General features: G+C 57.8%; 24 protein-coding genes. 15 read left to right on the top strand and 9 right to left on the bottom strand.

The genetic code is table 11. The annotated features are described in order from the left end of the window. Positions 1–87 precede the first annotated feature (87 nt). The gene (hemB, locus tag ACYVHC_RS09310; protein WP_460613422.1) at positions 88–1,080 is read left to right on the top strand and encodes a porphobilinogen synthase; all 993 of its coding nucleotides are present in this window, start codon (positions 88–90) and stop codon (positions 1,078–1,080) included. Positions 1,081–1,184: 104 nt separating this feature from the next. Continuing rightward, positions 1,185–1,697 (top strand): GNAT family N-acetyltransferase, encoded by a 513-nt coding sequence (locus ACYVHC_RS09305; protein ID WP_460613421.1) that lies wholly within the window; start codon positions 1,185–1,187, stop codon positions 1,695–1,697. A 19-nt stretch (positions 1,698–1,716) separates the two neighbouring features. Here the strand turns inward: ACYVHC_RS09305 and ACYVHC_RS09300 are convergent, their stop codons facing one another. Next, entirely contained in the window at positions 1,717–3,075 is a 1,359-nt protein-coding gene (locus ACYVHC_RS09300; protein WP_460613420.1) for an APC family permease, read from the bottom strand. Between the two features lie 97 nt (positions 3,076–3,172). On the opposite strand from ACYVHC_RS09300, the gene ACYVHC_RS09295 reads away from it, so the two are divergent. The 3 genes from ACYVHC_RS09295 to ACYVHC_RS09285 all read left to right on the top strand — a co-directional run bounded on the left by ACYVHC_RS09295 (position 3,173) and on the right by ACYVHC_RS09285 (position 6,176). Next, positions 3,173–4,132 (top strand): cation diffusion facilitator family transporter, encoded by a 960-nt coding sequence (locus ACYVHC_RS09295; RefSeq protein ID WP_460613419.1) that lies wholly within the window; start codon positions 3,173–3,175, stop codon positions 4,130–4,132. 114 nt (positions 4,133–4,246) lie between these two features. Beyond that, a complete protein-coding gene (locus ACYVHC_RS09290; protein ID WP_460613418.1) occupies positions 4,247–5,449 on the top strand; it encodes a glycoside hydrolase family 1 protein in 1,203 nt (400 codons plus the stop codon). 4 nt (positions 5,450–5,453) lie between these two features. Continuing rightward, entirely contained in the window at positions 5,454–6,176 is a 723-nt protein-coding gene (locus ACYVHC_RS09285; protein ID WP_460613417.1) for a phospholipase D-like domain-containing protein, read from the top strand. Between the two features lie 116 nt (positions 6,177–6,292). On the opposite strand, the gene ACYVHC_RS09280 is transcribed toward ACYVHC_RS09285, so the two are convergent. Continuing rightward, positions 6,293–7,894, bottom strand: coding sequence for a PA14 domain-containing protein (locus tag ACYVHC_RS09280; protein WP_460613415.1), 1,602 nt, complete (start codon positions 7,892–7,894; stop codon positions 6,293–6,295). A 281-nt stretch (positions 7,895–8,175) separates the two neighbouring features. Here ACYVHC_RS09280 and ACYVHC_RS09275 point away from each other — a divergent pair, with 281 nt between their 5' ends. The 3 genes from ACYVHC_RS09275 (at position 8,176) to ACYVHC_RS09265 (ending at position 10,462) form a co-directional block, all read left to right on the top strand. Then, positions 8,176–8,682, top strand: coding sequence for a methylated-DNA--[protein]-cysteine S-methyltransferase (locus ACYVHC_RS09275; RefSeq protein ID WP_460613414.1), 507 nt, complete (start codon positions 8,176–8,178; stop codon positions 8,680–8,682). Positions 8,683–8,904: 222 nt separating this feature from the next. Continuing rightward, a complete protein-coding gene (locus ACYVHC_RS09270; protein WP_460613413.1) occupies positions 8,905–9,630 on the top strand; it encodes a tetratricopeptide repeat protein in 726 nt (241 codons plus the stop codon). 94 nt (positions 9,631–9,724) lie between these two features. After that, positions 9,725–10,462, top strand: a complete 738-nt coding sequence (locus tag ACYVHC_RS09265; RefSeq protein WP_460613412.1) for a hypothetical protein — start codon at positions 9,725–9,727, stop codon at positions 10,460–10,462. A gap of 121 nt (positions 10,463–10,583) precedes the next feature. Here ACYVHC_RS09265 and ACYVHC_RS09260 read toward each other — a convergent pair whose 3' ends face one another. Further along, entirely contained in the window at positions 10,584–13,061 is a 2,478-nt protein-coding gene (locus ACYVHC_RS09260; RefSeq protein WP_460613411.1) for a M4 family metallopeptidase, read from the bottom strand. A 288-nt stretch (positions 13,062–13,349) separates the two neighbouring features. Here ACYVHC_RS09260 and ACYVHC_RS09255 point away from each other — a divergent pair, with 288 nt between their 5' ends. Continuing rightward, on the top strand, positions 13,350–14,132 hold the full coding sequence (locus tag ACYVHC_RS09255; protein WP_460613409.1) for an SDR family oxidoreductase: 783 nt from the start codon (positions 13,350–13,352) through the stop codon (positions 14,130–14,132). A gap of 196 nt (positions 14,133–14,328) precedes the next feature. On the opposite strand, the gene ACYVHC_RS09250 is transcribed toward ACYVHC_RS09255, so the two are convergent. Then, positions 14,329–15,213 (bottom strand): ATP-grasp domain-containing protein, encoded by an 885-nt coding sequence (locus ACYVHC_RS09250; RefSeq protein ID WP_460613408.1) that lies wholly within the window; start codon positions 15,211–15,213, stop codon positions 14,329–14,331. Positions 15,214–15,378: 165 nt separating this feature from the next. Beyond that, positions 15,379–16,689, bottom strand: coding sequence for a zinc-binding metallopeptidase family protein (locus ACYVHC_RS09245; RefSeq protein WP_460613407.1), 1,311 nt, complete (start codon positions 16,687–16,689; stop codon positions 15,379–15,381). 192 nt (positions 16,690–16,881) lie between these two features. Here ACYVHC_RS09245 and ACYVHC_RS09240 point away from each other — a divergent pair, with 192 nt between their 5' ends. Next, a complete protein-coding gene (locus ACYVHC_RS09240; RefSeq protein ID WP_460613406.1) occupies positions 16,882–17,520 on the top strand; it encodes a phosphatase PAP2-related protein in 639 nt (212 codons plus the stop codon). A 211-nt stretch (positions 17,521–17,731) separates the two neighbouring features. Here ACYVHC_RS09240 and ACYVHC_RS09235 read toward each other — a convergent pair whose 3' ends face one another. Beyond that, the gene (locus tag ACYVHC_RS09235) at positions 17,732–18,514 is read right to left on the bottom strand and encodes an SDR family NAD(P)-dependent oxidoreductase (protein WP_460613405.1); all 783 of its coding nucleotides are present in this window, start codon (positions 18,512–18,514) and stop codon (positions 17,732–17,734) included. Positions 18,515–18,621: 107 nt separating this feature from the next. Then, complete coding sequence (locus tag ACYVHC_RS09230) at positions 18,622–19,437, bottom strand: phytanoyl-CoA dioxygenase family protein (protein WP_460613404.1); 816 nt, start codon at positions 19,435–19,437, stop codon at positions 18,622–18,624. A 224-nt stretch (positions 19,438–19,661) separates the two neighbouring features. On the opposite strand from ACYVHC_RS09230, the gene ACYVHC_RS09225 reads away from it, so the two are divergent. The 4 genes from ACYVHC_RS09225 to ACYVHC_RS09210 all read left to right on the top strand — a co-directional run bounded on the left by ACYVHC_RS09225 (position 19,662) and on the right by ACYVHC_RS09210 (position 23,384). Continuing rightward, positions 19,662–20,432 (top strand): WG repeat-containing protein, encoded by a 771-nt coding sequence (locus tag ACYVHC_RS09225; protein ID WP_460613403.1) that lies wholly within the window; start codon positions 19,662–19,664, stop codon positions 20,430–20,432. Between the two features lie 76 nt (positions 20,433–20,508). Continuing rightward, a complete protein-coding gene (locus tag ACYVHC_RS09220; protein WP_460613401.1) occupies positions 20,509–21,180 on the top strand; it encodes an energy transducer TonB in 672 nt (223 codons plus the stop codon). 39 nt (positions 21,181–21,219) lie between these two features. Then, complete coding sequence (locus ACYVHC_RS09215; protein ID WP_460613400.1) at positions 21,220–21,741, top strand: energy transducer TonB; 522 nt, start codon at positions 21,220–21,222, stop codon at positions 21,739–21,741. 86 nt (positions 21,742–21,827) lie between these two features. Beyond that, the gene (locus ACYVHC_RS09210) at positions 21,828–23,384 is read left to right on the top strand and encodes a hydroxymethylglutaryl-CoA reductase (protein ID WP_460613399.1); all 1,557 of its coding nucleotides are present in this window, start codon (positions 21,828–21,830) and stop codon (positions 23,382–23,384) included. Positions 23,385–23,465: 81 nt separating this feature from the next. On the opposite strand, the gene ACYVHC_RS09205 is transcribed toward ACYVHC_RS09210, so the two are convergent. Together ACYVHC_RS09205 and ACYVHC_RS09200 are read right to left on the bottom strand one after the other, a co-directional pair. Then, positions 23,466–23,996, bottom strand: coding sequence for a hypothetical protein (locus tag ACYVHC_RS09205; RefSeq protein WP_460613398.1), 531 nt, complete (start codon positions 23,994–23,996; stop codon positions 23,466–23,468). A gap of 228 nt (positions 23,997–24,224) precedes the next feature. Beyond that, on the bottom strand, positions 24,225–25,433 hold the full coding sequence (locus ACYVHC_RS09200; RefSeq protein WP_460613397.1) for a homogentisate 1,2-dioxygenase: 1,209 nt from the start codon (positions 25,431–25,433) through the stop codon (positions 24,225–24,227). Between the two features lie 192 nt (positions 25,434–25,625). On the opposite strand from ACYVHC_RS09200, the gene ACYVHC_RS09195 reads away from it, so the two are divergent. Beyond that, positions 25,626–26,648 carry a transglutaminase-like domain-containing protein gene (locus tag ACYVHC_RS09195; RefSeq protein ID WP_460613395.1) on the top strand — a complete coding sequence of 341 codons (1,023 nt, stop codon included), beginning with the start codon at positions 25,626–25,628 and terminating at the stop codon, positions 26,646–26,648. The last annotated feature ends 60 nt before the right edge of the window (positions 26,649–26,708 follow it).

Genomic DNA, 26,708 nt, shown 5'->3' with positions numbered 1-26,708 from the left:
CGCTGCGGACCAGTGGTAGTTGCCAATTGGCGCAACCTTACCTTTGTCTGTCCTGTTCTACCTCGTCTCATTAACTGAAAGCAACTCATGCCTATTCTACCTACGCATCGTCCGCGCCGCAACCGCAAGTCTCAGGTTATCCGCGACATGGTGCAGGAAACCCGCCTCACTACCCACGATTTTATATACCCCGTGTTTCTGATTGAAGGTCAGAACCAGATGCTGGAAGTCAAGTCCATGCCGGGTATTCACCGCTTCTCTGCCGACCGCCTGATCGACGAAATCGGGCGCTGCGTGGAGCTGGGCATCAACAGCTTCGCCCCATTCCCGAGCATCAATGATGCGCTCAAAGACCGCTTGGCACGCGAATCGGCGAACCCAGAAGGCCTGTACCTTAAAACCGTAGCTGACATCAAGCGCCAGTTTCCGGATGTGGTGCTGATGACTGACGTAGCCATGGACCCGTACTCTTCTGACGGCCACGATGGGGTAGTAGATGCCGAGTCGGGCGAGATTTTGAACGATGCGACGCTGGAGGTGCTCGGCCAGATGGCCCTGGCACAAGCCCGCGCCGGCGCCGATATCATCGGACCCAGCGACATGATGGATGGCCGCGTGGCCTGGATTCGGGACGTGCTCGACCGCAACGCGTTTTCGCACGTGAGCATCATGAGCTACACGGCCAAATACGCGTCGGCGTTCTACGGCCCCTTCCGCGATGCGCTGGACTCGGCGCCCAAGAAAGGCGACAAGAAAAGCTACCAGATGAACCCCGCCAACCGCCGTGAAGCCCTCCGCGAGCTAGCCCTCGATGAGCAGGAAGGCGCCGATATGGTGATGATTAAACCTGCCCTGAGCTACCTAGATGTGATTCGGGAAGTGCGCGACAACACCCAGCTGCCAGTGACGGCCTATAACGTATCGGGGGAATACGCCATGGTGAAAGCCGCCGCTCAACATGGCTGGCTCGATGGCGAAAAAACCATGATGGAAGTGCTTACCAGCATCAAGCGCGCCGGCGCCGATGCCATCCTGACCTATTTCGCCAAGGAAGCTGCCGAAGTGCTGCGCCGCGGCTAATCAGTTGTCTTGAAATCAAAAAGCGGAATGAGCTTAGGCCCGTTCCGCTTTTTTGTGCTTTTCGTAGCCGATATTCGTTGCGCCGCTCCCTATATTCTCATCCTATGCCTGCTTCTCTGCGCCTTGCTACTACCTCCGATATACCCGCCATCCTGGCCATTGTGCGCCGGGTTGTGCCTGTAATGCAGGCTAGCGGCAACCAGCAGTGGAGCGATGAGTATCCGAATGAAGCCATATTTGCTCAGGATATTGCGAAGGGCCAGTTATGGGTGGCCGAAATGGAAGGGAACGTAGCCGCCATGGCTGCCCTCACCAACAACGACCAGGACCCCGAATACGCCCAAGCCGATTGGGACCCCTCGGAGCCGGCCCTTGTTACGCATCGGCTGGCCGTAGACCCGGCGGCGCATGGGCACGGTTTGGCAGTGGCCTTGCTGCACCAAGCCGAAACCCTAGCTCAATCCTTCGGCCTGAAAGCACTGCGGGTTGATACCAACTCGGAAAACGCAGCAACCCAGAAGCTCTTTCCCAAGCTGGGCTACCGCTACGCCGGCGAAATCACGCTGGCTTTCCGGCCCGGCCTGCGGTTCTTCTGCTACGAGAAACGGTTAGACTAGGTCACTAGCCCAGCCTAAGCTACCGCTCAAACGGCCAGCGGCTTTGGCTGCGGCTCCACAGCAGAAAGGCAACTCCCCCGGCGGCCGTTACGCCTAGCGCCGAAAGAATAAGAGTAGGGCCGGTGCTATACAGGATGAACAGCCACACGGCAATGGCCAGCACTACGGGCAACGGGTAGAGCGGCATACGGAAGGGAAGCCCCGCCGTGCCCCGACGACGCCGAAGTAGTACTAAGCCCACTGCCTGCCCCACAAACTGAATGAGAATGCGCATAGCCAGAATAGCGCTAATCACCTCTCCTAGCCGAAACAGCAAACTAAACACAAAGCCCACGCCGCCCAAGATTAGGAGCGACACGTGCGGAAACTGCTTGGTGGGATGCAGCCGACCAAAAATGGGTAGGAACTCGCCATCGGCAGCGGCGGCGTACGGAATGCGCGAGTAGCCTAGCAGCACGGCAAACAGGGAGGCAAAGGCCACCCACAACACCAGCGCGGTAGCCGCTTTGGCCGCCACCGCGCCATAGAGGCGCTCCACAAACGTGCTCACAATAAACTCCGACTGACTAGCCTCCTGCCATGGGATAACCGTGCCCACACTCCAGTTCAGCAGCAAGTACAACGCCGCAATGCCCAAAATGCTCAGAAATATGCTGCGCGGAATCAGCTTGTGCGGCTCTTTCACCTCGCCGCCCAGGTGGCACACGTTGTAGTAGCCCAGGTAGCTATAGATAGTCTTGACGGCGGCTTGGCCCATAGCGGCTGATATCAGGATGCCAGGCAGCGCCGATACTCCCTCCGTTGGCAGCCACGCCACAGCATGTGTGGAGTGGGTGATGCCGCCAAAAATCAGCCACGCCATCAGGACCAGCACGCCTACCCAGAGCATGACTCCTAGGCGCCCAATCTCCTCAATCCTCCGGTACAGCAGCGCAATCAGGAGCAATACCACTACCCCCGAAACCAACTTGGGCTGCCACCACTCTGTGAGCGGCACGAGGTAACCGAAGTACTGCGCAAACCCGATGGCGCCGGAAGCTACCACTAGCGGGGCCTGCACCAAGGTCTGCCACACATACAGAAACGACATCAGGCGGCCCCATTTCCGCTCACCGTACGCTAGCTTCAGAAAGCGGTAAGAGCCGCCTGCCTCGGGGTACGCCGCGCCTAGCTCACTCCAGATAAGGCCATCTACTAGGCTTAGGCCGGCCCCTACCAGCCAAGCCAGCAAGAAGTACGGTCCCATGAAGCCCATCACCAGCGGCAGCGTCACGAACGGCCCGATGCCCACCATGTCAATCATGTTGAGGGCGGTGGCCTGCAGGAGCCCAAGCCGCCGGCGCAACGGAGCCGTAGTTTCAGTAGAGGTTGGCGTCATAGGGGCGTAAAAGTCGGATAACGGCAGATTGTTCAGCCCGCCGTTCCAACCCCACCTTGGCGGGGCCCGTACCACGGGTGCACAAACTATCTATTGTATGGCGGGAAGCTCTTCTAAAATTGCTATTTACGGGGCCATCGGAGCCAATATAGCCATTGCCATCAGCAAGTTTGTAGCTGCCTTCTTCACTGGCAGCTCGGCTATGCTCTCGGAGGGCATTCACTCCCTCGTAGACAGCGGCAATGGCATGCTTATCCTATTTGGAGTAAAACAGGCCGAGAAGCCGGCCGATGACCGTCACCCGTTTGGTCGCAGCAAGGAACTGTACTTCTGGTCGTTGATTGTGGCCATTCTGGTGTTCTCGGTGGGCGGCGGCATGTCGTTCTACGAAGGCATCAAGCACATTCAGCACCCCGCCCCCATCACCGACCCCACCTGGAACTACTGGGTACTAGGCCTGTCGTTGGTGTTTGAGGGCATTTCGTTTTTTCTGGCATTCCGGGAGTTCAACAAAAGCCGCGGCGAGGCCGGCTTCTGGGCTACACTGGGCCGCAGCAAAGACCCCTCCGTATTTTCTATTCTGATGGAGGACTTAGCGGCCCTGCTGGGGCTAGTACTTGCGCTGGCCGGAGTTTACTTCGGGCACCTGCTCAAGAATCCTTACCTCGATGGAGCAGCTTCCCTCTGCATTGGCGTGTTGCTGGTAGCGGTGGCCATCTTCCTGATTTACAAAACCAAAGGCTTGCTGGTAGGCGAGGGAGTAGACGACGAAACGATTTTCTCGCTTGAGGCAATAGCCGTAAGTCAGCGGAGTGTGGAGCAGGTGCGCCGCCCCCTGACCATGTACATGGGCCCGCAGGATGTGGTGTTGGCGCTGGATGTCGAATTTCACGACCACCTTTCGGCCGTGGAGGTAGAACAGGCCGTGGACCAGTTACAGGACGCCATCCGGGCCAAGCATCCGGAGTTTAAGCGCATTTTTGTGGAGGCTAAGGCTCTTACTAGCAAAGAGCGGGGTACTAAGTCGCCCACCAACCAGGTTTCTCCCCAAATTTAACCTCGGTGCTGAACCGTATCCAACCTACGCGGCAGTTTTAAGGTAAACAGAGCGCTAACCAGGCTTATAGAGGAGCGTGGCTAGCGCCTTTTTGATCCATAACCCCAGGCAAGTATGGCTACTTTATCTACCCACACCAATCCGTTTCAGTCGTTCTGGATGGCTGGTTTTGAGTGTACCGACCAGCTGAATGCATTTGGCAATCGAGTTGATTTTCTGACCCTAACTGGGCACCTAGAGCTGCTCGACGAGGATTATCAGGCCATTCAATCGTTCGGCATGAGCACGGTGCGCGAGGGAATTCGGTGGAGCCAAGTGGAGCGCCAGCCCTATCAGTACGACTGGAGCACGGTGCAGGTGCTACTAGATGCAGGCGCTCGAAATAACGTACAGCAAATCTGGGACTTATGCCACTTCGGCTACCCCGACGACCTGACGCCGTTACACCCCATGTTTGCCCGGCGCTTCGCGCACCTTTGCCGCGCCTTCGTGGATTTCTACCGCAGCCAACGCCCCGATGATGTGCTCATCGTGACGCCCATTAATGAGGTGAGCTTTATGAGCTGGCTAGGGGGCGATGTGCGCGGAACCTCACCCTATTGCGTGGGCCAGGGCTGGGAAGTGAAGCGGGGCCTGATGCGCGCTTACATTGAAGGGGTAGCTGCCCTGCAAGAAGCCGACCCCGGTATCCGCATCCTGACCACAGAGCCGCTCATTAACATTGTGCCAAGGCACGGAGCGCGGCCCGCTGAGGTTCGGAGGGCTCGGGAGTTTGATACCAACCAGTTTCAGAGCGTGGACATGCTAGCGGGCCGACTATGCCCGGAGCTGGGCGGCCGGCCGGAATATCTGGATTTGCTAGGGTTCAATTACTACTACGACAACCAGTGGCAGCAGGACCCGCATCAAACCCTGCCGTGGATGAATGAACACAACGACCCACGCTGGCGCCCGCTTAGCCACCTACTCAACAAAGCCTACCGCCGCTACGGCCGGCCAGTATTACTAACCGAAACCAGCCACCCCGGCCAAGACCGGCCGCTGTGGCTACGCATGATTGCCCACGAGGCCGTGCGTACGCTGCAGGCCGGCGTGCCTTTACTAGGTATCTGTCTGTACCCCATCATCGACCGGCCCGACTGGGACCACCTGACGCCGTGGCACCGCGCCGGCCTCTGGGACGCCGACACTTCACAGCCAAATCCAGGCCTGACCCGCGTGCTGGACATACCTTCTGCCGACGCACTTCTGGAGGCCCAGCAGGTTACGCAGGAAGTGCTGCCGGCACCCGTGGAGCTGCTCACCTCCACGTATTAGGTATATGAGCAGTCCCCTTTCTGCCTCATCTGAGCTGCTATTTCAGTTCCGGCAGGCCTTCGCCGATGTAAATCTTTCTCCTACTGAGGCCCAACAGCTCCGGCAGCAGCTTGTGGAGTTTGCCGGCCAGGGCGGCGACGTGGCTCGTCTTCGGCACGAGTTGTTTGAGCTGGCGAAGGGGCGGTTTAATACGTTCAAAGACAAAGCCGTGGTAGAATGGCTGGAAGCAGCCAGTGCCCTGCTACCCGAGCAATCGGCCCCAACCCCGGCTACCCACAGTCAGCAGGCGCAAGTGTATTTTAGTCCGGGGCCTGATTGCGTAGCGGCAATCCGGGAGTTTATCAGTGAGGCCCGCCATACGCTGGATGTGTGCGTGTTTACGGTGGCCGATGACCGGCTGACGGAAGTATTGCTACAGGCGCACCGCCGCGGGGTGCGCCTACGCCTGCTCACCGACAACGACAAACTCTTTGACCGGGGCTCCGATGTGCGCGAACTGCACGCAGCCGGCGTAGCCGTGCGCACTGATTGTACCGACAACCATATGCACCACAAGTTTGCCATTGCCGACCAACGGACCGTACTCACGGGCAGCTACAACTGGACCCGCTCAGCCGCTGAGTATAACCTGGAAAACCTGATAATCACGCCTGACCCGGCCATTGTGAAGCGTTACGCCGCAGAGTTTGAACAGCTATGGGCACAGATGAAAGTGCTGGAAAGCTGAGCAGATTACTAGCCCTCCTTCTTAGCCCAACTCAAAAACTGCTTGCCCGGCCCAAACCTCCCTTTGCAAGGGAAGTCCGGGCCGGGCCAGCAGTTTGTACAAGTTTGATTACTAGCCTACTTGGAAGCTCCAACCTCCGGCACATCAGCTGAGGGGCGCCGAATTGAAATCAGCTGGCGAGTATTTTCTGCGCCTACTGTTAGGTTCAGGTAGTAGTCGCCGGCGGGCAGATCCGTGAAGTCGAGGGTTTGGTTGTGCGGGCCGGCGGCCTGCTTGCGGTAATCGGAAACGCGCACGGCCACGCCGCGCTGGCTATACAGTACCCAGCCCAGCGGCTGTTCCTGCTTTAGCTCATACGCCATCTGTATCACGCCGTTAGAAGGGTTGGGGTACACGCTCATGTTGTTGGCGCCCACACCCCGCAGGTTCGTAAAGGCAGCCATCGGGGCAGCGGCAACCGGCGCCACGGCAGCTAGTTTCCAGTGCTGGTTTTCTTTGCCATTGTAGCGCCACTGCTGGAAACCACCATCAATGGAATCTTTCTGGGTGAGGGCTTTGCGGCTGTGTTTGGCCGTGAGCTTGTAGTAGCCGTCGCCTACATCTTCAATGCGCCAGAGCTGGTTGTAGCCACTGTAGTACGTCCAGAGGCTAAGGTCGGCGCCGTTGGAGGTAGAGCTACCCAGTACTTCCAGCACTTTGTTGCTGCCCTGCACCATCAGTCGGTAGTAGCCATCGGCCACGCTCTCAATTTTCCATTGCGGCGCGGCAGCATTGCCTGCCATGGCCAATTGCTCAGCGCGGGTAGCAGGCCGGCCCATATCTACTTCCAGCGCCTTGCCGGTGGCGCGGTTAGTAAGCGTAAATATACCGCCTGTCAGGGCAGTGGCAGCCGGAGCTTGCGCGGCGGCCGGGGCGGGTTTGGCTGAAGCAGGTTTGGCCGCTACTGGTGCTGGCGCCTGTGCAGGCACTGAAGCAGTAGCCTCGGCGGGCTTATCCGCTGTTTTTTTGCTGGGCTTAGCCGCCTTAACGGGTTTGGCGGCCACCACCGGCGCAGGAGCAGGAGCAGGAGTAGCAGGCTTGGCTGGCGCCGGCGCGGGGGTTGCGGGTTTGGCGGCTACGGCCGGGGTAGCACCGGCCGGATCAGGAGTAGTAGGCGAACCTACCGGATACAGGCTACCCATCGGGATAACCTGAGGGCCCTGACCGGGAGCTACCCACATCAGCTGCACGGTGGCGTCGCCATCGGTGTCGCTGTACTCTATTTTGATGGTGGTTTTCTCGCCAGCGGCCAGGTTTACGCTGGCATCGGTGGCGCTGGCTTTTTTGCCATCCCAGGTATCCACCACTTTTTTGCCGTTCACCCACACGCGCACCTCATCGGGCGTTACCACCGAGAACCGGTAGCGGCCAGTGCTGGGGCCTGCCAACAGACCTTCCCAGCGCACCGAGAAGTTATCGGCGGGGATACCGGGAGCCGGAGCGCCTTTTCCCCACCGGAAATCTACGGCGGCATCCACCCGCGAAAGAGCCGGGGCACCAGCCAAGGTGCCGTTGGTAAAGTAAGAGGCCGTAAGTCCGGTGCCGAGGCCTTGTGCGGGAGTACGAACGGCTACCTGTGGCCCATATGCAACACTGCCGATGCTAGCCCCATCCAACTTGGCAAAGCAGGGAGCTGGCGCTAGCTTACCTACGCTGCCCGCTAGCACATTACCGGCCATTCCCAGCCCAACTACAGAACACAAAAGTAAATATCGCACAGCAACGAAAGCTTTAAATCAACGAATCAGGCAAAGCCTACAACACACTAGCGAACAAAGTAACGCAGAACCCGGCTTGCATTTTTCCGGCGCGTTTTGCCTGCACAATATAAGTATTTCCAGCTGACTACTTGTTTACCTCGTGCACTTATTGCCTTGAATTCCTGCTTTTGCGCGTAAGCTCGACAATAATTTACCCGCTAGAAGTTGTGTATTTTTGACTGTTGGCTTTCCTCAAAATTATGATTTCTGACACGGTTGCGTACCTGCCTTCTCCCCTTGGACTACTCGCGTTGCATGGCTCCGATGCTGGCCTTAGCTCCGTGCAGTTTGTAGCAGAAGCTGGTGCTCAGCCGGAGCTGGCTGCTACGCCGGCAGCAGAGGTAGCGGGCTGCCTGCGGGAGGCTTATCAGCAGCTGGCGGCGTATTTTGGCCGGGAGCTACAGGAGTTTGATCTGGCCGTGGATGTCCGGGTGGGCACTCCGTTTCAGCGGCAGGTGTGGGCTAGTCTGCCGGCGGTGGGGTATGGGCGCACGGCTTCTTATCTGGATATGGCGCGGCAGCTGGGCAACCCCGGTGCCGTACGGGCAGTAGGTGCCGCGAACGGCCAGAATCCGCTGGCCCTTATCTGGCCCTGCCACCGCATTATCGGGGCCAGCGGCAAGCTAACTGGGTATGCCGGCGGACTTTCGCGTAAGCAGTGGCTGCTTGAGTTTGAGCGCCCAGCCCTGCAGGGTCGCCTCTTTTAAACTAGAAAGTTGTTACCGGTTTGTGGCAACTACGGGCCTAGTGGCACAACTGACTCCGCCACAAAGCAAAATCTACCAGCCCGAGAGCAAACACAAACTCAACGGTTTGGCTACCTAAAAGGGCTAGTGCGAAAAGCGCTTAGCAGAAAGGGAACTGCGGTTGCCGCGGCCGCTGTATCTTTGAGAGTAGCCCTTGTGCACCTACTTTCCTTCTGGCTCCTTATGAAATTCTCTTATTTACTCGCGACGGCCGTATTGCTTAGCGTATCGGTATCGGCGCAGGCGCAGCGTAAATCCAAAACCTCGGCCGCTGCTTCTACCAACGTATCGGTGGCTGCGCGCCGACTTCAGCCTTTATTTGGCGGCCTTACGCCGGAGCAGGCCACGCAAGCGGTTGGAGCGCCTTTCTTAGCTAGTCTGGAAAGCAGCTTTGCCTCCAAAGCCGAAGCCAGCCGCTTTTTCAGCAACAAAGGCTATGAGTACCTAGCCGAAAACCAAGCCGACACGGCCGCCTACCGCTTTAACCTGGCTTGGCTCCTCGACCCCTCTAACGCCGATGCCTACCGCGGCCTGGGCATTGTAGCCGCTAACCGCAACCCTTCCCCCGATCAGGCCATTGAGTTGCTCCAGAAGGGAATGGCGCTGGCGCCTACCAACTCAATGCTACTCAGCGACCTGGGCACCAGCTACTTGCTGCGCTACGAGCAAACCAAAAAGAAAAAGGACCTCACCAGTGGCACAGCACTCCTAGAAAAAGCTACCGCCCAGGATGCCGGCAACGTGGCCGCCTGGCAGCAGCTGGGGCAAGCCTATTATCATCAGGAGAAGTACGCTGAGGCCTGGGCTGCCATTCATAAAGCTCAGAACATCAATTTTTCGGCGGTTGACTTTGACCTCGTGTCGAACCTGCTGACGCACCTGCCCGACCCAGAAGGCAAGTTCAAATAAACCATGACCCTAGGGCGTTAGACAACGAGTAACGTCCTGGCCGCGTATGCCGGGACCTCACCTTTTGCTTTTCTGCGTGAAGTTTCGTCCTTTTTTGCCTCTGTTATTCTTCTCTGTTGCGGCAGCACATTCCGTTGCAGCCCAGAACAGTGGCCCCGAGCGTCGGCGCCGGCACTACGATGGGCAGGCGCGCGCGTATTACCGCGGGCCGGTGCGGTTTACGCTGGGGGGCGGCATTGGCCTCTACAGCGGCGACCTAACCAGCAGCCTCGGCGACCAGTTTATTGGCCCTAGCCTGAGTGCGGGCGTTTTGTATCAGTTGCACCCGCATTGGCAGGTAGGCGGCGAAGGCTCCTACATCCGACTGGGCGCCAAAGACTACCTTACGTCCCGCGGGCTAGCCTTCCAGGGCACCAACTTCGCCGGCATTTCGTATGTGCGATGGGAGCCGTTTCATGATGCCGGTGCCTATGCCGCCTCTCGCCGCAATGCCTCCCTTGTGAAGCCTTACGTGAAAGCGGGCGTGGGCCTCCTGCTGTATAACCCCAAAGCGTTCCGGGGCACTACCCGGCCTTCCGGCAACTCTACCCCCGAGTATCTGGGGGCTGAGCGCAACGACTACCCTGCTTTGGCCGGCATACTTCCGGTTGGTGTGGGCTTCACTGTGAAGCTTACCTCGCAACTGAATGCAGGCCTAGAAGGCTCTTACACCTTCACCACCACCGACCAACTCGATGATATCAGCCCGGTTTCGGGGCGCTCCAGCTCGGGCAAAAACGACGGCTACGGCCAAGTTGAGCTGAAGCTGGAGTATGCTCCGTGGGCCCGATAAGCGGTCAATCTTCACAAAAAAAGCCTGACTTAAGAGTCAGGCTTTTTTTGTGCTATAAAGGCAAAAAGAAAACCCCGCCAGCGGGCGGGGTTTTCGTAAAAACGGCACCTAGTACCCGTGACTACTCTTTCACGAAACGCTCGTGGAAAGACTTCTGCCCGTCGCTAACGGTTAGCAGGTAGATGCCTTTAGCCAGACCGCTTACGTTGAGCTTACCGTTCTCGAAGCGGGCACCCGTTACGCGCGCACCACGCAGGTCGGTTACCGTAGCCGATACCACTTCAGCCTTGCTGGACAGTGCGATGTTGAGTTCATCGGAAGCAGGATTCGGGAACAGCGTAATGGCTTTCTCGAGGGTATTGCTCAGGCTAGAACCACCCGTGATAGACGCTACGCTGGCAGCAGCCAACGTGCCACCCGAAATGTTCAGGGTGTAGTCTTCGGTTTCGCCGTAGCTGTAGCTGTTGCAGCTGGTGGTAGCCGAGGCGTCGCTCATGATAACCCGAAGGCGGGTAGCACCCGACTTAGCCGTAGCAGGCACCGTGAAGGTAGCCGACAGGGTGCCGGTGCTAGCCGAAGAGCCCGATACTACTAGCTCGCCGGAATCGATGAAGTCGCCGTCTTGGTTGTAGTCGATGTATACTTTCCAGTACTCCGTGTAAGCGGTAGAAGCAAAGCCCGCCGAGAAGCTGATGGTTTGCGAAGAGCCAGCGGCCACCGAGGTAGACGTAGCGGTGCCGTTGTAGTAGCCGGCATCAGCCGCGGAGGTGCGGGCAATAGTACCCAGCTTCACGTAGTCGATCCACTCGTAGGTAGTGGTGGTGCCTTTGGAAGCGCAGTAGGTAACCGTGGTAGGCGGAGGCGTGGTGCCACCGGCCGCGGCGCCTACTCCTACTGCATACCACGCATTGGTAACGGCAGTTACCTGGGCCGAGCCAGCGCCGTACAAATCGGTAGCGGCCGAAATAGCAGCCGTGCGGGCGTTAGCGAAGGTAGAAGAAGCCGTCAGGTACACGCTTTCGGTGCGGTAGGCAATCTTCGAGGCGGCATCAATGCCCACCCCGGCTACCGAGTATGCGCTGCCGATGTCGTTGGTGCCCGAGCCGCCCTGGCTGAGCAGGTAGAACCAGAAGTTCAATACACCCGAGTTGGTGTGCACCCCGCCGTAGTCGTTGGCTTGGGTAGGCGAGGTAGTGGTTGGCTTCCAGTAAGTGCCTTTGTAGGTGTCAGGCTGGCCGTACTGGTTGGGGTTGCTCATGGAGCGCAGCGCACCGCCGGCTTTCATTACCTCTTCTCCAATCAGGAAGGTACTCTTGCCCGTGAGGCCGAAAGTGCTCACGGCGCGGGCCTCCACGCAGGCACCCCAGATATCGGAGAAGCCTTCGTTCATGGCGCCCGACTCGTTCTGGTAGGTCAGGTTGGCGGTTTTTTCGCACACGGCGTGGCCGATTTCGTGGCCGCACACGTCCATAGAGGCCAGCGGCTTGAAGGTAGAAGCACCATCGCCGTAGGTCATTACCGAGCCGTTCCAGTATGCGTTTTCGTACCCTACACCGTCACCGGGCGTGTCATCGAAGTGCACGTAGCTCTTGATTTTGGCGCCGGCGTTGTCGTAGGAGTTACGGTTATGCACCGCTTTCCAGTAATCGTAGGTAGCCTGAGCGCCGAAATGCGCGTCGCCGGCTACGTTATCGAAGTTGGCGTTGTTGTATTCAGCAGCCGTCCAGTTGTTGTCGGCATCAATAAAGTCGACGGCGGCGGTGTAGCTGTTGCCTTTGCGGGCGTTGTAGGTTTCAATGCCCAGGCCGCGGGTAACTTCCCGCAGGTTGTAGCCACCGGTAGCCGTGCCGTTTGCTAACGAGCGGGTGCCGCTGTACGCCGTAGCGAAAGTAGCCGTAGCCGCCGCGTGCTTGATGATGTTGTCTTGGAGTACTACCTCACCCGATTGGGCATCCACGTAAATAAAGGCGCGGCTCAGAGGAGCCTGGGCGTACACGTTAAACTTCCAGGCTAGAGTAGGCTTGCCCAGCGAAGCGGCATCCCGAGTGTAGCCCTTGCGCACAATCACTAGCTCGCCCTGAGGCTTAAACGTGGCGTTTGGGTTGTTCTGCTGCTGTTTCAGCCCAGCTTCTTCGCGGGCATCTTCCCACATGTACTTTTTGGCTCCCACAAACGCAAGTGCGCGCTGCAGCGCGGCGCTGGCATCCAGTGAGGGGGTGGTGTTGATGCCTTTGATCTTCTCAAACTGGCCGCTAATGCTTTCCACGTTGCCTTTTCGGGCGTGCACAGAGTAGGTAGCGTGCTCTACCTTAATGCCTTTGAAGTACTGCTGATACTTCTCGTGCACAAAGCCGGCATTATCAATTTCGGTGGTGGCACGGAGCATCTGGTCGTCGGAGGTCAGCTCCAATTGGTCCTTCAGCACCTTGCCCGACTCGCTGAGTTTGTATGCGTTCAGCTCAGAGCGGAACTGCACCAAAAAAGGCGTTCCGTTGTCGTTGAGGTTTTTGCTTTTTACCCGGGAGAAGTCCTGGGCGAAGGCAGTTGAGGCCAGGCCACCTAGCAGCAATAGGGTTGCTGCAGAGTATTTGTTGAGCATAGAGCGCGATTTGGTTGTGAAGAAAAATTGAACAGAACTTGTACACCTGCCAACTACGACTGTTGGCAAGCAAAGAGGGCGTAAATTAAATACTTTTTAATAATAAGTCCAATCGTTGATAACATTTATAGCGAAAGTTGTTTTTGATGCAACATTCACAATTTAACAAACCCATTTATATAGCATTTATAATATCTTTCAGCTTGCTGATTTTCACTACCCTACCTAGCAGCCCAGCGTAAGCTTCTATTTTGCAGCTCGAAATTTTAAACATTCCTAGAAACGCATATGCAGACATCCTCCTTGTCATCTCGCTGGACGCTGGCGGGTCAAACCGCGCTGGTTACTGGAGCCTCCAAAGGAATAGGAGCCGCGGTAGCCGAAGAGCTTTTGGGGCTGGGCGCAACCGTACTAGCGGTGGCTCGCACGGCCCCCGATTTGGAGCAGCAGGTGGCACAGTGGCAACAGCAGGGCTTGCCGGCTCACGCCCTAGCGGCTGATATCAGCACCGAAGCCGGCCGGGCGCACTTGCTGGCGGAGGTCAGCCGGCGCTGGCCTGAGCTGCACATCCTGGTAAACAACGTAGGCACCAACATCCGCAAGCCTTCCGTGGAGTATACCGCAGAGGAGTACCGCTATCTGCTGGCTACCAACCTCAACTCGGCCTGGGAACTAAGCCGGGGCGTGCAGCCGCTGCTTAAAGCTGCGGGCGGCGGCAGCATCGTAAATATTTCGTCGGTGGCGGGCCTGACGCACGTGCGCACCGGCGCCATTTATGGCATGACCAAAGCCGCGCTGGTGCAGCTCACCCGAAACCTAGCTGTAGAATGGGCTAGCCTCGGAATTCGAGTGAACTGTGTGGCCCCGTGGTACATCCGGACCCCACTGGCCGCCGGCGTGCTGAGCAATGAGGCCTACCTGAACGACGTGCTGAGTCGCACGCCCCTGAAGCGCATTGGCGAGCCGGAAGAAGTAGCGGCGGCCGTAGCGTTCCTGTGCTTACCCGCAGCCGGCTACATTACTGGCCAAACGCTCAGCGTAGATGGTGGTTTTTCCGTGTACGGCTTCTAATCACGGATTTAGCTGAATTTTTCGGATTTCTCGGACTGACAGCCACTAGGTCCGGAAAGCAGCAAAGGCCGTTCAGTTAGGCGGCGCCTAGGGTTGTATCATGCCTGAACCTGTCGCGGTTACGAGAGTTTCAGATACGAAAAGACCCTAGTCGCCGCCCCACTGAACGGCCTTGCGGTTTGGTGGTTTTCGAGGGCTAGTGTTGGCTGGTGCTCAGCCGCTTGAGGGCGGCTTCGTAGCGCGGTAAGGAGCCTTCGGAGGAAGCCAAGTACAGGAAGGGCTCAATCAGCTCCAGCTCCATGAGCAGAAACTGGCCACCCTGGTCTAGCCCATCCACGCGGGCGTAGAGGCAGCCGGTGGCAAACTGGCGCACGATGGCGTCGGCGGCTTGGCGGAGGTGGGCGGGTGCCTCCCGGGGTTCAATGCCGCCGCCTAGGTAGTGCTGCACCCGGAAGTCGCCGGATTTGGGGGTTTTGAGCACGCAGTGGCTGAACTCGCCGCCAAAGTAAATTAACGACCACTCGCCTTCCTGCTGAATTTCGGGCTGAAATGGCTGCACCAGAAAGTCTTCGTCGCGCAGCAAATCCTGTAGCAGTGGTTGCCGAATGGCCGACTCCTGGCGGGTAAATACAAACGTATTTTTGGCGCCGCCGCTCACGGCCGGTTTCACTACCAGCGTATCGTTGCCCAACTCATCAAACAGTGCCTCGGCCTCCACGGCTTGCCCGCGCGAAAGCCAGTGCGTGGGCACAATGTGCACGCCGGCCTGCTCCATTTCCAGCAAGTACTTTTTATCGGCGTTCCAGCGCACCGTAGCGGCTGGGTTCAAGAGCTTCACGCCTAGGCTCTCCATGCGCTCAAGCCACTCATAAAACTCAGCTACCCGATCAAAATAATCCCAGGGCGACTTTACTACTACCACATCATAGCGCAGCCAATCTACGGCCGGATTACTCCACACGCGGGGCTCTACGGTGTGGCCCTGCTCGCGCAGGTAGCGGGTCAGCAGGCCATCCTCGTCCTCCACGTTAGGGGCCGCGTACTGGGCCAGACTTTCACAGGTAACAAGGGCAATATTCATCAGCGAAACAGAACAAAGGTGGGAGATTTGGCAGCCGGATGCCATGCCGCGCGGCACACGCTACAAGCCGGCACACCGCGCTATCAGACGTATAGCACGGTGTGCGGTTGCGTGATTAGGCTGAATTGGCCGAAATCTTTAAGGAAACCAGCGCTACCCAGCGGCTTATTTTTTGGCGCCGGCCGAGAGGTAATCGGTAGCGAGGGTTGCTAAGGTTTTCACCCCTAGGGTCAGGCCGCTTTCATCGATGAAGAAGCCAGCAGTGTGGTGCGGGGCCGTTTCGGCTGGGTTCTTTCCTTTAGGCATGCCGCCCACGAACACGAACAGGCCCGGCACTTTTTCCTGATAATAAGCAAAGTCTTCGGCCCCCGTCACGGCCTTCTGCACGCGCACGTTAGCGGCGCCGGCCGCCCGGTTAAGGCTTGGCACCATTTGCTCGGTTAGGCGCGGGTCGTTGAAGGTGATGGGCGTGTAGTTTACAATCTCGACCTCGGCGCTAGCCCCGGCGCTTTCGGCAATGCCTTTGGCTGTGCGGCGCACGGCGGCCCACACTTTCTGCTGAGTTTCCTTGTTCAGGCAGCGGATAGTGCCGGTCAGCTCCACCTGCTCCGGAATAATATTGTTGCGCACGCCCCCGTGCACCATGCCCACCGTCAGCACGGCGGCATCTTCGGTCAGCTCGGTCTGGCGGCTTACAATGGTTTGCAAGCCTAGGATAATTTGGGCGGCTGTTACAACCGGATCGACGGAAAGCCAAGGGTAGGCGCCGTGCGCCGATTTGCCTTTCACTTTGATGGTAAATACATCCGACGAGGCCATTTCGCCGCCGGGCCGGTATGAGAGCTTGCCTACCTCCGTCTGGGCCTGAATGTGCACCCCGAAAATGGCATCAACCTTTGGCTTCTCGAGGGCGCCTTCCTTCACCATCAGGCGGGCACCGCCTTCCTGGCCAGGCAATGAGCCTTCTTCGGCGGGCTGGAAGATGAATTTCACCGTGCCGGGCAGGTCTTTTTTCATCTGGCTGAGCACTTCGGCCGCGCCTAGCAGCATGGCCACGTGCGTATCATGGCCGCAGGCGTGCATCACGCCAACCTCCTGGCCGTTGTAGGTGGTGCGGGCTTTGGAGGCAAACGGCAGATTGTTGCTTTCCGTGACGGGCAGCCCGTCCATGTCGGCGCGCAAGGCTACCACAGGGCCGGGCTTTCCTCCTTTTAGCACCCCGATTACGCCGGTGCGCGCTACCCCCGTCTGCACCTCCAACCCGAGGCGCTTGAGCTGCTCGGCAATGAGGGCGGCGGTGCGGGTTTCCTGGTTGCCCAGCTCCGGGTTTTGGTGCAGGTCGCGGCGCCAAGCTATTACTTTGGCTTCCTGCTGGGGTGCCAGCTTGGCAATTTGGTCAGAGAGAGCCGTGTTTTGGGCTAGGGCCGGAACGGCCCCGAGCAAAGCGGCCGTGAAAGCAGTGTACAGAAGCTTCATGCGCAGAGGAATGGAAAGCAGGCAGGTAAAAACAGTCGGTTGAAAAGGTACGCCGCAAACTGCTTTTGCCCGAATCTTGCCGAAGAAAAACCTGCTTGCACGGCCGTGCCCAATTTGGCGGTAGGTTTGCAGCCTGGTCACTTGGGTAGCACCGTGGGGCTAGTGCACTTGATCGGACTTGCTTACGCGTACATGATACCTGATTCTGTTTCGTGGCCTGAGGCCTGGCGCTACCCCAAGTTCCGGCATCAACTGCTGCTCGTACTCGGGGGGCTATTGCTGCTGGCCACCTTGCTTCCGCGTTTCTTTGCCTGGATTGAGGCCCGCCCTGGCTACCAGCTTCCTGATCCGCTGCTCGCGGCGTTGCCTGCCCACGATGTTTCAGGGCTGGCATTCGGCGTTATCTATCTGGGAATTGGGTTAGGAGTTGCCACGCTACTCCCTCGGCCACAGCCCCTGTTGCGCGCCCTGCTGGCTTATTTACTGCTGCACGGATTTCGGTGCCTGATGCTGGCCTTACTACCCCTAGAGCCACCAACAGGCCTCGTGCTGCTGCACGACCCGTTGGTAGAACAGCTTTTTTACGCCGCTCCGGTTCCCATCACCAAAGACCTGTTTTTCTCGGGCCACACGGCTACGCTGTTTCTGCTGGCGCTGGCCGTGCCCCGCGGCTGGCGGCGCTGGGTGCTGGCAGCAGGCACTTGCCTAATTGGCGTTCTGGTACTGGTGCAGCATGCGCACTACACCTATGATGTGCTGGCCGCGCCGCTGTTTGCAGGCCTGAGCTTCTGGCTGGCTAGTAAGTTGCTTCGTGAATCGCCAGCCGCCTAGGGTCTTGTTTTCGCCCAAATTCGTACTAGCCTGCGTCTTAAGATCCGAGTGGTCATACTGAGCTTACCGCAGCATCTCTTCCTCTGACTTTCTATTCGGCACTACAACGAAGCGGCTGAGATGCTTCGCCAAGTTCAGCATGACCTTTGTTTTGGGTGCTTATTTAATTCTTCCTTAGGTTCACTTGCTCACCCCACCTAGTGCAGCCTGTTTACTTTAAGTGCTTTTCATAGATGCCGGCCGCAATGCGCTCGGTGAGGCCTTTGGGAACCAAGGAGGTCAGGGCGGCCGACACCTTATTGAGAGCGCCCGGAATCACCTCTGCCTCTCCGGCCAGCATAGCGGCAATTCCAAACTGGGCTACCTGCTCGGGTGTCATGGAAACCTTGTTGGCCACGGCTTGCAGCTCCGAGTTCATGCCGGCGCGGTCGGCGAAATCGGTGGTGGTGGCGCCGGGGCTCAGGCACGTTACCGATACGCTGGTGTCGCGGAGCTCGAAACGCAACCCACGGGAAAAGCTCAGCAGGAAAGCCTTACTGGCAGCATACAGCGTGAGCGTAGGCACCGCCTGGTACGCGGCCGTGCTAGCAACATTGAGAATATACGCTGTGGGCTGACGACGCAAAGCTGGTAGCAACGCATGCGTAAGCTCCACGGGCAGGTGCATATTAAGCTGCAGCATATTATGCTGCTGGGCTAGCGGCAGCTCCTCAAAACGCCCCCACAAGCCGTAGCCCGCATTGTTTACGAGTACCGCCAACTCCTGCGTTTGCGCACTAGCCCAGGTAGCCAGCTCAACTGCTGCGCCGGGCATGGCCAGATCCAGCGCTAGCACCTGCGCCTGCCGCCCCAACTGCCGCGCCTCGGCCGCTACCTGCTCTAACTGATCAGCAGAACGGGCCGCCAGTAGCAGGTTGTAGCCGCGGCGGGCCAGCTCCAGCGCCATGGCCCGCCCGATTCCGCGGGAAGCGCCGGTAATAAGGGCAGTTTTCAAAAGCAAAAAGGGTAAAGAGGTGAATGCGTACGCTCCTGAAGAAAGGGGTTTGAGGTTCAAAAGCCCCTAGGCCCTATCGGAGGTCAAACCTATTTCGTCGGTTGTGGCTACTTAACAAGATGCAAAAACCGCAGATAGAACGGTGTAGGGCTGTTTTCGTGCTTAGGCTCGTACTTGCCAGCAATGATGGGCACGTACATCACGCGGCGGCGCGAGGCCTCGCCCACCAGCGGCGACTGCGCCACCCGGTGCCACATGCGGCCATCGTGCACGGTTAAGTCGCCGGGCTCGGTTTCTACGGCTACTTCGTTGGGGTCGGGGCCTACGTCTTTGTAGTACTTCTTGCGGAAGAGGATGTCGCGCAGGTTCTGGCGGTGCGTGCCCGGAATCAGGCGCAGGCCGCCGTTGGTCGCCGGAGTACCATCGAGGTGCACGCCTACGTTCAGCATCGGCCCGATTTTCTTGCCGTAAAACACGTCGCGCAACGAGTCCGTGTGCCAGCCCATCTGCGAAAACTCGGAGCCAGGCACGTTTACGTAGTGGTTGATGACCAGCCCGTCCTTTTCATCTTCGCCAACCCGGCCACCGGGTGCTTCCAAGAGCGGAAACAGCGCCCGAAACCGCGGGTCCTGCAGAAACTCGTGCAGCTCTGCGCTGTGGTGCGAGGCAAAGGCAAAGCGCTGCACAATGGGCGAGCCATCAACATCCTTGCCGTACTTAATAGGCACTCCGTTTACCTTTTGCACCCGTTCAGCCAGCCAGCGCTGTTGCACCTGCTGCGAAGCCTGCAACAAACTTTCTACCGTTTCAGAAGAAATAAACTTCCGAAAGTGCAGAAACCCATACTCCTGAAAGAAAGCTAGTTGCTCGGTAGTCAAGCTCTCTTCTAACGTAAATAGCGGATATCTGAATGTTGATGCCATAAGCGAAGGCGACCCACAAGGCGCCCGTTGAGGAGAAGCAAAGATACAATACCCATCCCGGCACACAGAAACCTCCGGTACAATACTGGTATTATTCTAAAACCATGGGCAAGATTTGCTCCGTTTGGTGAAGAACGAGTGAATCAACCACGCCCCTCTTATTTGGTTTACGCCAACTGCGTACCTTAGCTGAAATAGCCGGTGCTCATCGGGTCTACTTACGCATGAAACGCCCTCTGTTACTGCTACTTTTACTGTTGCTTACTGCCCCCAATTATTTGGAGGCCCAAACGGCAGCTTCCCGCCTCGTACCCTTTCGGCAGGGCAGCAAATGGGGATATGCTGATCAGTCGCGCCGCCTGGTACTACCCCTTCGCTACGACGAAACCGGCCCCTTCGTAGATGAGATTGCCTGGGTGCGCCAGGGCCAGCGCTACGGCTATATTGATGGGGGTGGCAACCCCGTGACCCCCATCCGGTTTACCCGCGCGGCTACTTTCCGCCGGGGCCGGGCAGCCGTGGAGCTCAACGGCGAAACCTTCGAGCTAAGTCCAACCGGCCAGCGCCTTCTGGAGCCCGCACTGCCCGAACCGGAGGAAGAACCCTTGGAACACGGCGACCTGGTCCGCAAGGAGGGCAAGGTGGGGTTTCGGTTTACCGTAGGTACGGCCACGGTGCCCGCCATTTACGACGAAATCCGTGAAAACTACAACGGGCTGCTGTTTGTGCGCCAAGGCACAAAATGGGGAATCATTAATAGTAGCGGCAAGTTGGTGCAGCCTCTGCAGTATGATGCCATTCGCCTGACCGGCAACCTCATGTTTCCGGTAGTGCAGCAGGGCCAGCTGTTTGGCTACCTTGATGAGGAAGGCAATACCCTCACCGACATCCGCTACCCCCAGGCCGAGCCATTTCTGAATGATATAGCCCGCGTACTGGCCCCCGACGGGCAGCCCGGCTACATCAACGCTAACGGCCAGGAGTTCTGGGATTAACTAGGCCTAGCAGATCAGCAGATACCACGGGCTACGCAACAGCCGTTTCGTATATTCCTGCTGTTATCCGCCGGCTATGCTACCGCTTCCTATTCTTGATGTTCGCCTGAACGCCTGCCACGAGGAGTGGCAGCAGATGACGCCGGTTGCCCAAGGCCACCATTGCGCAGTGTGCCAGCGGGTTGTTCTTGACTTCACCACTTCCAACCAAGCTGAGCTGGAGGCGGCCTTTCAAGCTTCTCCTGGCGGTCGTGTTTGTGGGCGGTTCCGGTCGGAGCAGCTCGCGCCTAGGCCCCAACTGCGGCTAAACCTCCGCCGGTTTCTGGTGGCCTTGGTGCTGGTATGTGGCTTAGGGCTCACGAGCCAGGAAGCGGTAGCACAGGTACAGAAGGCGGCGTTAGTTACCCAACCACCAGCATCCGCACAAGAGCAGCCCGCTAATCGGCCCTTTGGTGGTGTAGAGCAGATGCCCATGTACCAAGGAGGCCAGGAAGCTCTCGTGAAGTTTATTGTCGCCAACGTACAACGACCCGCTGATGCGCCTTCCTCCTTGAGTGGCAAAGTGTTCGTGATATTTCAGGTAACAGAAACCGGAGCCGTACGCAACGTACAATTGACGAAAGGGCTTCATTCAGCCCTAGACGCAGAAGCCCTACGCGTGGTGAACTTGTTAGAAGGCAAGTTCACCCCAGGGATGCAAAACCACCGTCCAGTGTCGGTCGACTATACCATTCCTATCACGTTTTAAGGAACAATAGCGCCAGCTCTACCTAGTAAACGCTAGCCGATGAATAGGATACTCGTTTTCCTGGGAGCTTTTTTCATATGTTTCGGTAGCCAGCTTACCTCTGCTCAGGTAGGTGCAGTAGTAGATACGACTGCGCTGCAGTGCGAACCAATGAAGCCTAAGGTCATTACTCCGCAGAAAGATGGCTTATCGGATGGTGTTACGCTGGCAGATTACGAGTCAGTTTACAAAAGAGGCACTATTCCAATGCTTTGTGAAGTCATGCCGGCTTATATAAAGCGCCACAAAAAAGATAGCCTTCCTCGCTTCATTCAAGAGAACTTGCATTGGCCTGCCATAGGACTGAGAATGGATATAGGAGGCAAAGTATTCGTTTCCTTTATGGTTGGCACAGACGGCAACGTGTACCATACCAAAATCCTAAAATTACTCCATCCGGATTTTGATGCGGAAGCTTTACGGGCAGTCCAGTTACTGTCTGGTCGCTTTTCGCCAGCCGTATGCGGCGGAGTAGAACGGCCGCACGAAATGGTGGTACCAGTTTCTTTCCTCCTGAATTAACGTAACCCATAAAAAGCTGCGGCTTCTCGCTTTTTACCAGAAGTTTCAGACATTACCCGCAATACTAACTAACCCTCTCCCGCCCGATGATCTTCACGCCCAGCCCCATGCTGCTCAAGCTGCTCTATACGCGCGGCAGCCTCCGCAACACGCCCGAAGGCGTGGCCTTTAGCATCAAAAACCGCCTCGACACTGTGCGCATTACGCGCGTTGACTACGTGCAGATTGACGGGGTAAAGATTGGTGTGGAGCAAATTGCGCTGGATCTGGGCGAAGGCGACGTACGGCCTGCTACTGCGTTTAATGCTGATAGCACGGGCTTCACGCTTCCCGTGGGGCAGTCGGCTACGTTCCACCTTGACACGGAGGCACTGAAAGAAGGACTGCATACCGTGCAGGTGCACTTTGCCGCTGACCCGTTTGGGGAGCTCACCGTGGAGGTAGAAGACGCCATTGTAAACCGGCCCGAAAACCGCACCCGTATTCCGCGCTCCGACGAAGACGATTACTCAGAAACCGCCATCCAGGCCCGGCAGCAGTTCGCCGAGGAGTTTTCGGGCGAGGAGTTTAAACACCTGAAGCACTACTCCTTTGACGCCCACATGCTGCAAGGCAACTGTGAGCATTTCACGGGCGTGGCCCAGATTCCGGTGGGGCTAGCCGGCCCGCTGCACGTAAACGGTGAGCATGCCCAGGGCGACTTCCTCATTCCGATGGCTACTACTGAAGGCACCTTGGTGGCCAGCTACAACCGCGGCATTCAGGTGCTTAACCTGTGTGGCGGCGTGAAGTGCACCGTCATCGGCGACGCCATGCAACGCGCCCCGGTGTTTGTGTTTGATGATGCCCGTGGCGCCCGCGACTTTGGCAAGTGGGTGGAAGAGGAAATCGATAAAATCCGACCCGAGGCTGAAAGCACCTCGCGCGTGGCCAAGCTCCAGTACATTGATACCTACCTGGCCAACAAGTTCGCGTACCTGCGCTTCAACTTTTCAACCGGCGATGCGGCGGGCCAGAACATGGTAGGCCGCGCTACCTTCGCAGCCTGCTCCTGGATTCTGGAGCACTACAAGGGCGCGCCCATTCGCCACTTCTACCTCGAGTCTAACTTCGCTACCGACAAAAAAGCTTCGCAGATTAACGTGATGCGTACCCGCGGCAAGCGCGTAGTGGCCGAGGCCGTGATAAAGCGCGACGTGCTACAACAGCGCATGCGCGTAACGCCCGAGCAATTGGCTTACCACGGCCAGGTAAGCAACGTAGGCGCGTTTCTTTCCGGTGCGAACAACAACGGGGCCCACTCCGCCAACGGCATCACGGCCATGTTCATTGCCACCGGCCAGGATGTAGCCAACGTGTCGGAGTCGTCGGCGGGGGTGCTGTACTCCGAAGTGACGCCCGAAGGCGACTTGTACTTGAGCATTACCATTCCCTCACTGATTGTGGCCACGCACGGCGGCGGCACCGGGCTGGCTACCCAAAACGAATGCCTCCGAATGCTAGGGTGCGTGGGGCGCGGAACCGTGAACAAGTTCGCGGAAATTGTAGCGGGCGTGGTGCTGGCCGGCGAGCTAAGCCTGGGCTCGGCCATTTCTTCGTCTGACTGGGTGAGTAGCCATGAGCAATATGGCCGCAACCGCTAACCTTGAAATCACTAGGTCCTAAAAAAAGCCGAACCCCTGCTGTGGAGTTCGGCTTTTTTGGGGGCCTAGTACTTCCGAAGCCTATAGGGGATCGGCAGTTACTTTAAAGCGGGTATCCGTCCGGATGGTGATGTCGCGGCTGATAGGCTTACGGATTTTAGCTTCCGTAGACAGCGTATAGCTGTTGGCCTTCACGTACTTATCCAGCTTCTCAGAGGTGGGAGTGAGTTGCAGCGTGTTCACGCCCATGGGCACATTGTCCAACGAGGCCAGCAGAATTTTGTCGCTCTGCTCGGTGCTGATGTAGATGTTAATGCCTTGCAGAAAATCGAAGTTTTCGGCGTTGGGGTCAGTGATGGTGAGCGTAAGCCGGTCGAGCTTCACATCCTTCACCAAGTTAGCGCTGGTGTTCTCGTTCTTGAATTTTTCGTCGGAACGCGTGGTAACCGGAATGGGAGAAAGCGGCGCGAACTGACCAAAAGGGAAGTTGCTAGCAATTTTCACCGACTGAGAATCTTCGATGTAAAAAGTCAGCAGTTTATCCAGCTTGTCGCAGCTCGACAGTACGGCCAGCACCAGAAGCAGTGGGGCTAAAAACAGGATTTTTTTCATAGAGTTGCAGTTTCGGCGAAGTTACGAAATCCTTTTCTTACTGGTTTCTAGTGCCGAGCTACCTAGCAGAAAAGCAACCGTAGCCGTTGTATCAGCAGCTACAAAGAACATCATGCTGAGCTTGCCCACTTACTTCTGCAGTTCAGTATCCATATAACCTTAGGTAAAAGCAGTGCGAGGATGCTGGTTGCCCAACATCCTCGCGTTTTTTCTGTAACTGCACTACCGTTAATCCATCATATCGGCTGCCCGTGGCGCGTCGTGCTTGAAGTCGGGCTGCCAGCTCATGGGGTAGCGGCCATCCACGTAAGGCAGGGCGGCTTCAGTGAGGTAGAGCGGCCGGAAGGTATCTACCATCACGGCTAGCTCATGGGTTTCCTTTTTGCCGATGCTGGCCTCCACTGTGCCGGGGTGCGGGCCATGCGGTATGCCACTTGGGTGCCACGTGAACGAAGCCAGATCTACCCCGCGCCGCGACATGAAGTTGCCGGCCACGTAATACAGCACCTCGTCGGAATCGACGTTAGAGTGGTTGTAGGGCGCCGGAATGGCCAAGGGGTGATAATCAAACAACCGCGGCACGAAGGAGCAAATCACGAAGTTGTTGCCCTCGAATTGCTGGTGCACGGGTGGCGGCTGGTGAATACGGCCAGTAATGGGCTCAAAATCATGAATACTAGTGGCGTAAGGGTAGAAATACCCATCCCAGCCCACCACATCAAACGGCGAGTGGCCATAGACCAAGGTGTGCAGCAGCCCGTCTTTCTTCACGCGCACGGTGTACTCACCCGATTCGCGCACATCGTTTTCTACTAGCTCCGATGGGCCGCGGAAGTCCCGCTCGCAATACGGGGCATGCTCCAGCAGCTGCCCGAAGTGGTTGCGGTAGCGCCGGCAGGTTTCCACAGGGCTAAACGACTCGATAATCAGCAGGCGCACCGGTCCTTCCTCGAAGTGCAGCTGGTGAATGATGGTGCGCGGAATCACTAGGTAGTCGCCGGGCTCAAAGGCTACCTTGCCCAACTGGCTCCACAGCTCGCCACGGCCTTCGTGCACAAAAATCACCTCATCGGCCAGCGCGTTCTTGTAGTAATAGTCCATGCGCTGCTCCGTGGGATTACAGATGCTCATGGTCACGTCGGCGTTGCCGAGCAGGGTTTGGCGGGCCTGCAGGTAGTCGCCGCCGGTGCTGGTTTGGGCCAGGGTGCGTAAGTGGGCTGGCTCCAGGGGTCGGTCTTTCAGCAGCTTGGGCGCGTAGGGCTCGGGAGTACCTACCTTCCGGATTTCGGTGGGCGCGTGACGGTGATAGAGCAGCGACGAAACGCCGTGGAAGCCCAGTGTGCCCACCAGCTGCTCGTGGTAGAGCGAGCCATCGGGCTGCCGGAACTGGGTATGCCGCTTGCGCGGAATCTGACCTAGTCGTTGATAAAAAGGCATACGGGTGGAAATTTCGGGTGGAAGTACGCGGGTAGTAGGCCGTAGCGTGAAGGTACAAAGTTTGGCGTAGGCTACTACCCCTACGGTACGGGCAAACCGCCTGGCTAAGGCTGGCACCTGCTCAGGCCCTAGCCCGGTGGTGTATTCTGACTTTCTGAACCATAACAAACGCCGGGGTTGTTTCTTTGCACTATGATTACCGGCCGGGACTCGGCTGTTGCCCCTGCTGTTGCTATGCTCTCGTTTTTACTACCCTTGCTTTCCGTTCTGACGCTGGAGCGGCCCCTTACCCCGGCCCCTCGCACCCGCACCTTCACCTTCGATTACGCGGCTACTATTCCGGCTCAGCCCGCCGGCACCAAGGTGGTAGACTTATGGCTGCCGGTGCCGCACGACGATAAATCACAGGATATCCGCGACTTGCAGGTAACCTCGCCCGTGCCGTATGCCATTGAAACCGGTGCGTATGGCAACCGTATTCTGCATCTGCGCGCCACGGGCAAGGCTCTGGAAGGCTTTACCGTGGATATGCGCCTGAAAGCGACTCGGCGCGAACATCTGGCCCCCGCTTTTAATGGCCAACGCCCGCCCCGCGAAGCCGCCGACCCTAACCTGAACCGTTGGCTGGCCGCCGACAGCCTCGTGCCGCTTGATCCGCAGATTCGGCTTTGGGCCCTGGAGGTAGCTAGTAAAGCCAACGCCCATACCAACCTGGAGAAAGCCCGCGCCGTGTACGAGCACGTGGTCAGCACGGTGAAGTACGACAAAACCGGCCAAGGCTGGGGCCGCGGCGACATTTACTACGCCTGCGACGCCCGCCGCGGCAACTGCACCGATTTTCATGCTGTGTTCATTGGCTATTGCCGCGCCTTAGGCATTCCGGCTCGCTTCAGCATTGGCTTTCCGCTGCCACCTGAGCGCGGCACCGCCGAAATTAAAGGCTACCACTGCTGGGCTGAGTTCTACACCCCCGAAACCGGTTGGGTACCTGTCGATGCCTCGGAAGCCGCCAAAAACCCCGACCGCCGCAACTACTTCTTTGGCGCCCACGATGAAAACCGCCTGGAGTTCACCCGCGGCCGCGACCTAGTATTGGTACCGCGCCAGAACAACCCGGCCCTCAACTACTTCATTTACCCCTACGCCGAGGCCGATGGCAAGCCGCTAGCCAACATCAAGCAGGAGTTTCGGGTGCAGGATGTGGTGAAGAAATAGCAACCCAATTTAAATGCAATAGGCCCGCCGCGCTCAGAGCGTGGCGGGCCTATTGCATTG

The organism is Hymenobacter seoulensis (assembly GCF_054780535.1).
The sequence above is the reverse complement of the archived record's forward strand: the minus strand, read 5'-3'. Positions and strand labels throughout refer to the sequence as shown.

Bases quoted from the DNA above. Each gene is read 5' to 3' on its own strand.
- ACYVHC_RS09300 (WP_460613420.1), bottom strand. From the start codon at position 3,075: ATGACGCCAACCTCTACTGAAACTACGGCTCCGTTGCGCCGGCGGCTT.
- ACYVHC_RS09215 (WP_460613400.1), top strand. From the start codon at position 21,220: ATGAATAGGATACTCGTTTTCCTGGGAGCTTTTTTCATATGTTTCGGT.
- ACYVHC_RS09290 (WP_460613418.1), top strand. From the start codon at position 4,247: ATGGCTACTTTATCTACCCACACCAATCCGTTTCAGTCGTTCTGGATG.
- ACYVHC_RS09275 (WP_460613414.1), top strand. From the start codon at position 8,176: ATGATTTCTGACACGGTTGCGTACCTGCCTTCTCCCCTTGGACTACTC.
- ACYVHC_RS09295 (WP_460613419.1), top strand. From the start codon at position 3,173: ATGGCGGGAAGCTCTTCTAAAATTGCTATTTACGGGGCCATCGGAGCC.
- ACYVHC_RS09210 (WP_460613399.1), top strand. From the start codon at position 21,828: ATGATCTTCACGCCCAGCCCCATGCTGCTCAAGCTGCTCTATACGCGC.
- ACYVHC_RS09240 (WP_460613406.1), top strand. From the start codon at position 16,882: ATGATACCTGATTCTGTTTCGTGGCCTGAGGCCTGGCGCTACCCCAAG.
- ACYVHC_RS09250 (WP_460613408.1), bottom strand. From the start codon at position 15,213: ATGAATATTGCCCTTGTTACCTGTGAAAGTCTGGCCCAGTACGCGGCC.
- ACYVHC_RS09255 (WP_460613409.1), top strand. From the start codon at position 13,350: ATGCAGACATCCTCCTTGTCATCTCGCTGGACGCTGGCGGGTCAAACC.
- ACYVHC_RS09200 (WP_460613397.1), bottom strand. From the start codon at position 25,433: ATGCCTTTTTATCAACGACTAGGTCAGATTCCGCGCAAGCGGCATACC.
- ACYVHC_RS09260 (WP_460613411.1), bottom strand. From the start codon at position 13,061: ATGCTCAACAAATACTCTGCAGCAACCCTATTGCTGCTAGGTGGCCTG.
- ACYVHC_RS09220 (WP_460613401.1), top strand. From the start codon at position 20,509: ATGCTACCGCTTCCTATTCTTGATGTTCGCCTGAACGCCTGCCACGAG.
- ACYVHC_RS09280 (WP_460613415.1), bottom strand. From the start codon at position 7,894: ATGGCCGGTAATGTGCTAGCGGGCAGCGTAGGTAAGCTAGCGCCAGCT.
- ACYVHC_RS09225 (WP_460613403.1), top strand. From the start codon at position 19,662: ATGAAACGCCCTCTGTTACTGCTACTTTTACTGTTGCTTACTGCCCCC.
- ACYVHC_RS09205 (WP_460613398.1), bottom strand. From the start codon at position 23,996: ATGAAAAAAATCCTGTTTTTAGCCCCACTGCTTCTGGTGCTGGCCGTA.
- hemB (WP_460613422.1), top strand. From the start codon at position 88: ATGCCTATTCTACCTACGCATCGTCCGCGCCGCAACCGCAAGTCTCAG.
- ACYVHC_RS09230 (WP_460613404.1), bottom strand. From the start codon at position 19,437: ATGGCATCAACATTCAGATATCCGCTATTTACGTTAGAAGAGAGCTTG.
- ACYVHC_RS09285 (WP_460613417.1), top strand. From the start codon at position 5,454: ATGAGCAGTCCCCTTTCTGCCTCATCTGAGCTGCTATTTCAGTTCCGG.
- ACYVHC_RS09270 (WP_460613413.1), top strand. From the start codon at position 8,905: ATGAAATTCTCTTATTTACTCGCGACGGCCGTATTGCTTAGCGTATCG.
- ACYVHC_RS09245 (WP_460613407.1), bottom strand. From the start codon at position 16,689: ATGAAGCTTCTGTACACTGCTTTCACGGCCGCTTTGCTCGGGGCCGTT.
- ACYVHC_RS09195 (WP_460613395.1), top strand. From the start codon at position 25,626: ATGATTACCGGCCGGGACTCGGCTGTTGCCCCTGCTGTTGCTATGCTC.
- ACYVHC_RS09305 (WP_460613421.1), top strand. From the start codon at position 1,185: ATGCCTGCTTCTCTGCGCCTTGCTACTACCTCCGATATACCCGCCATC.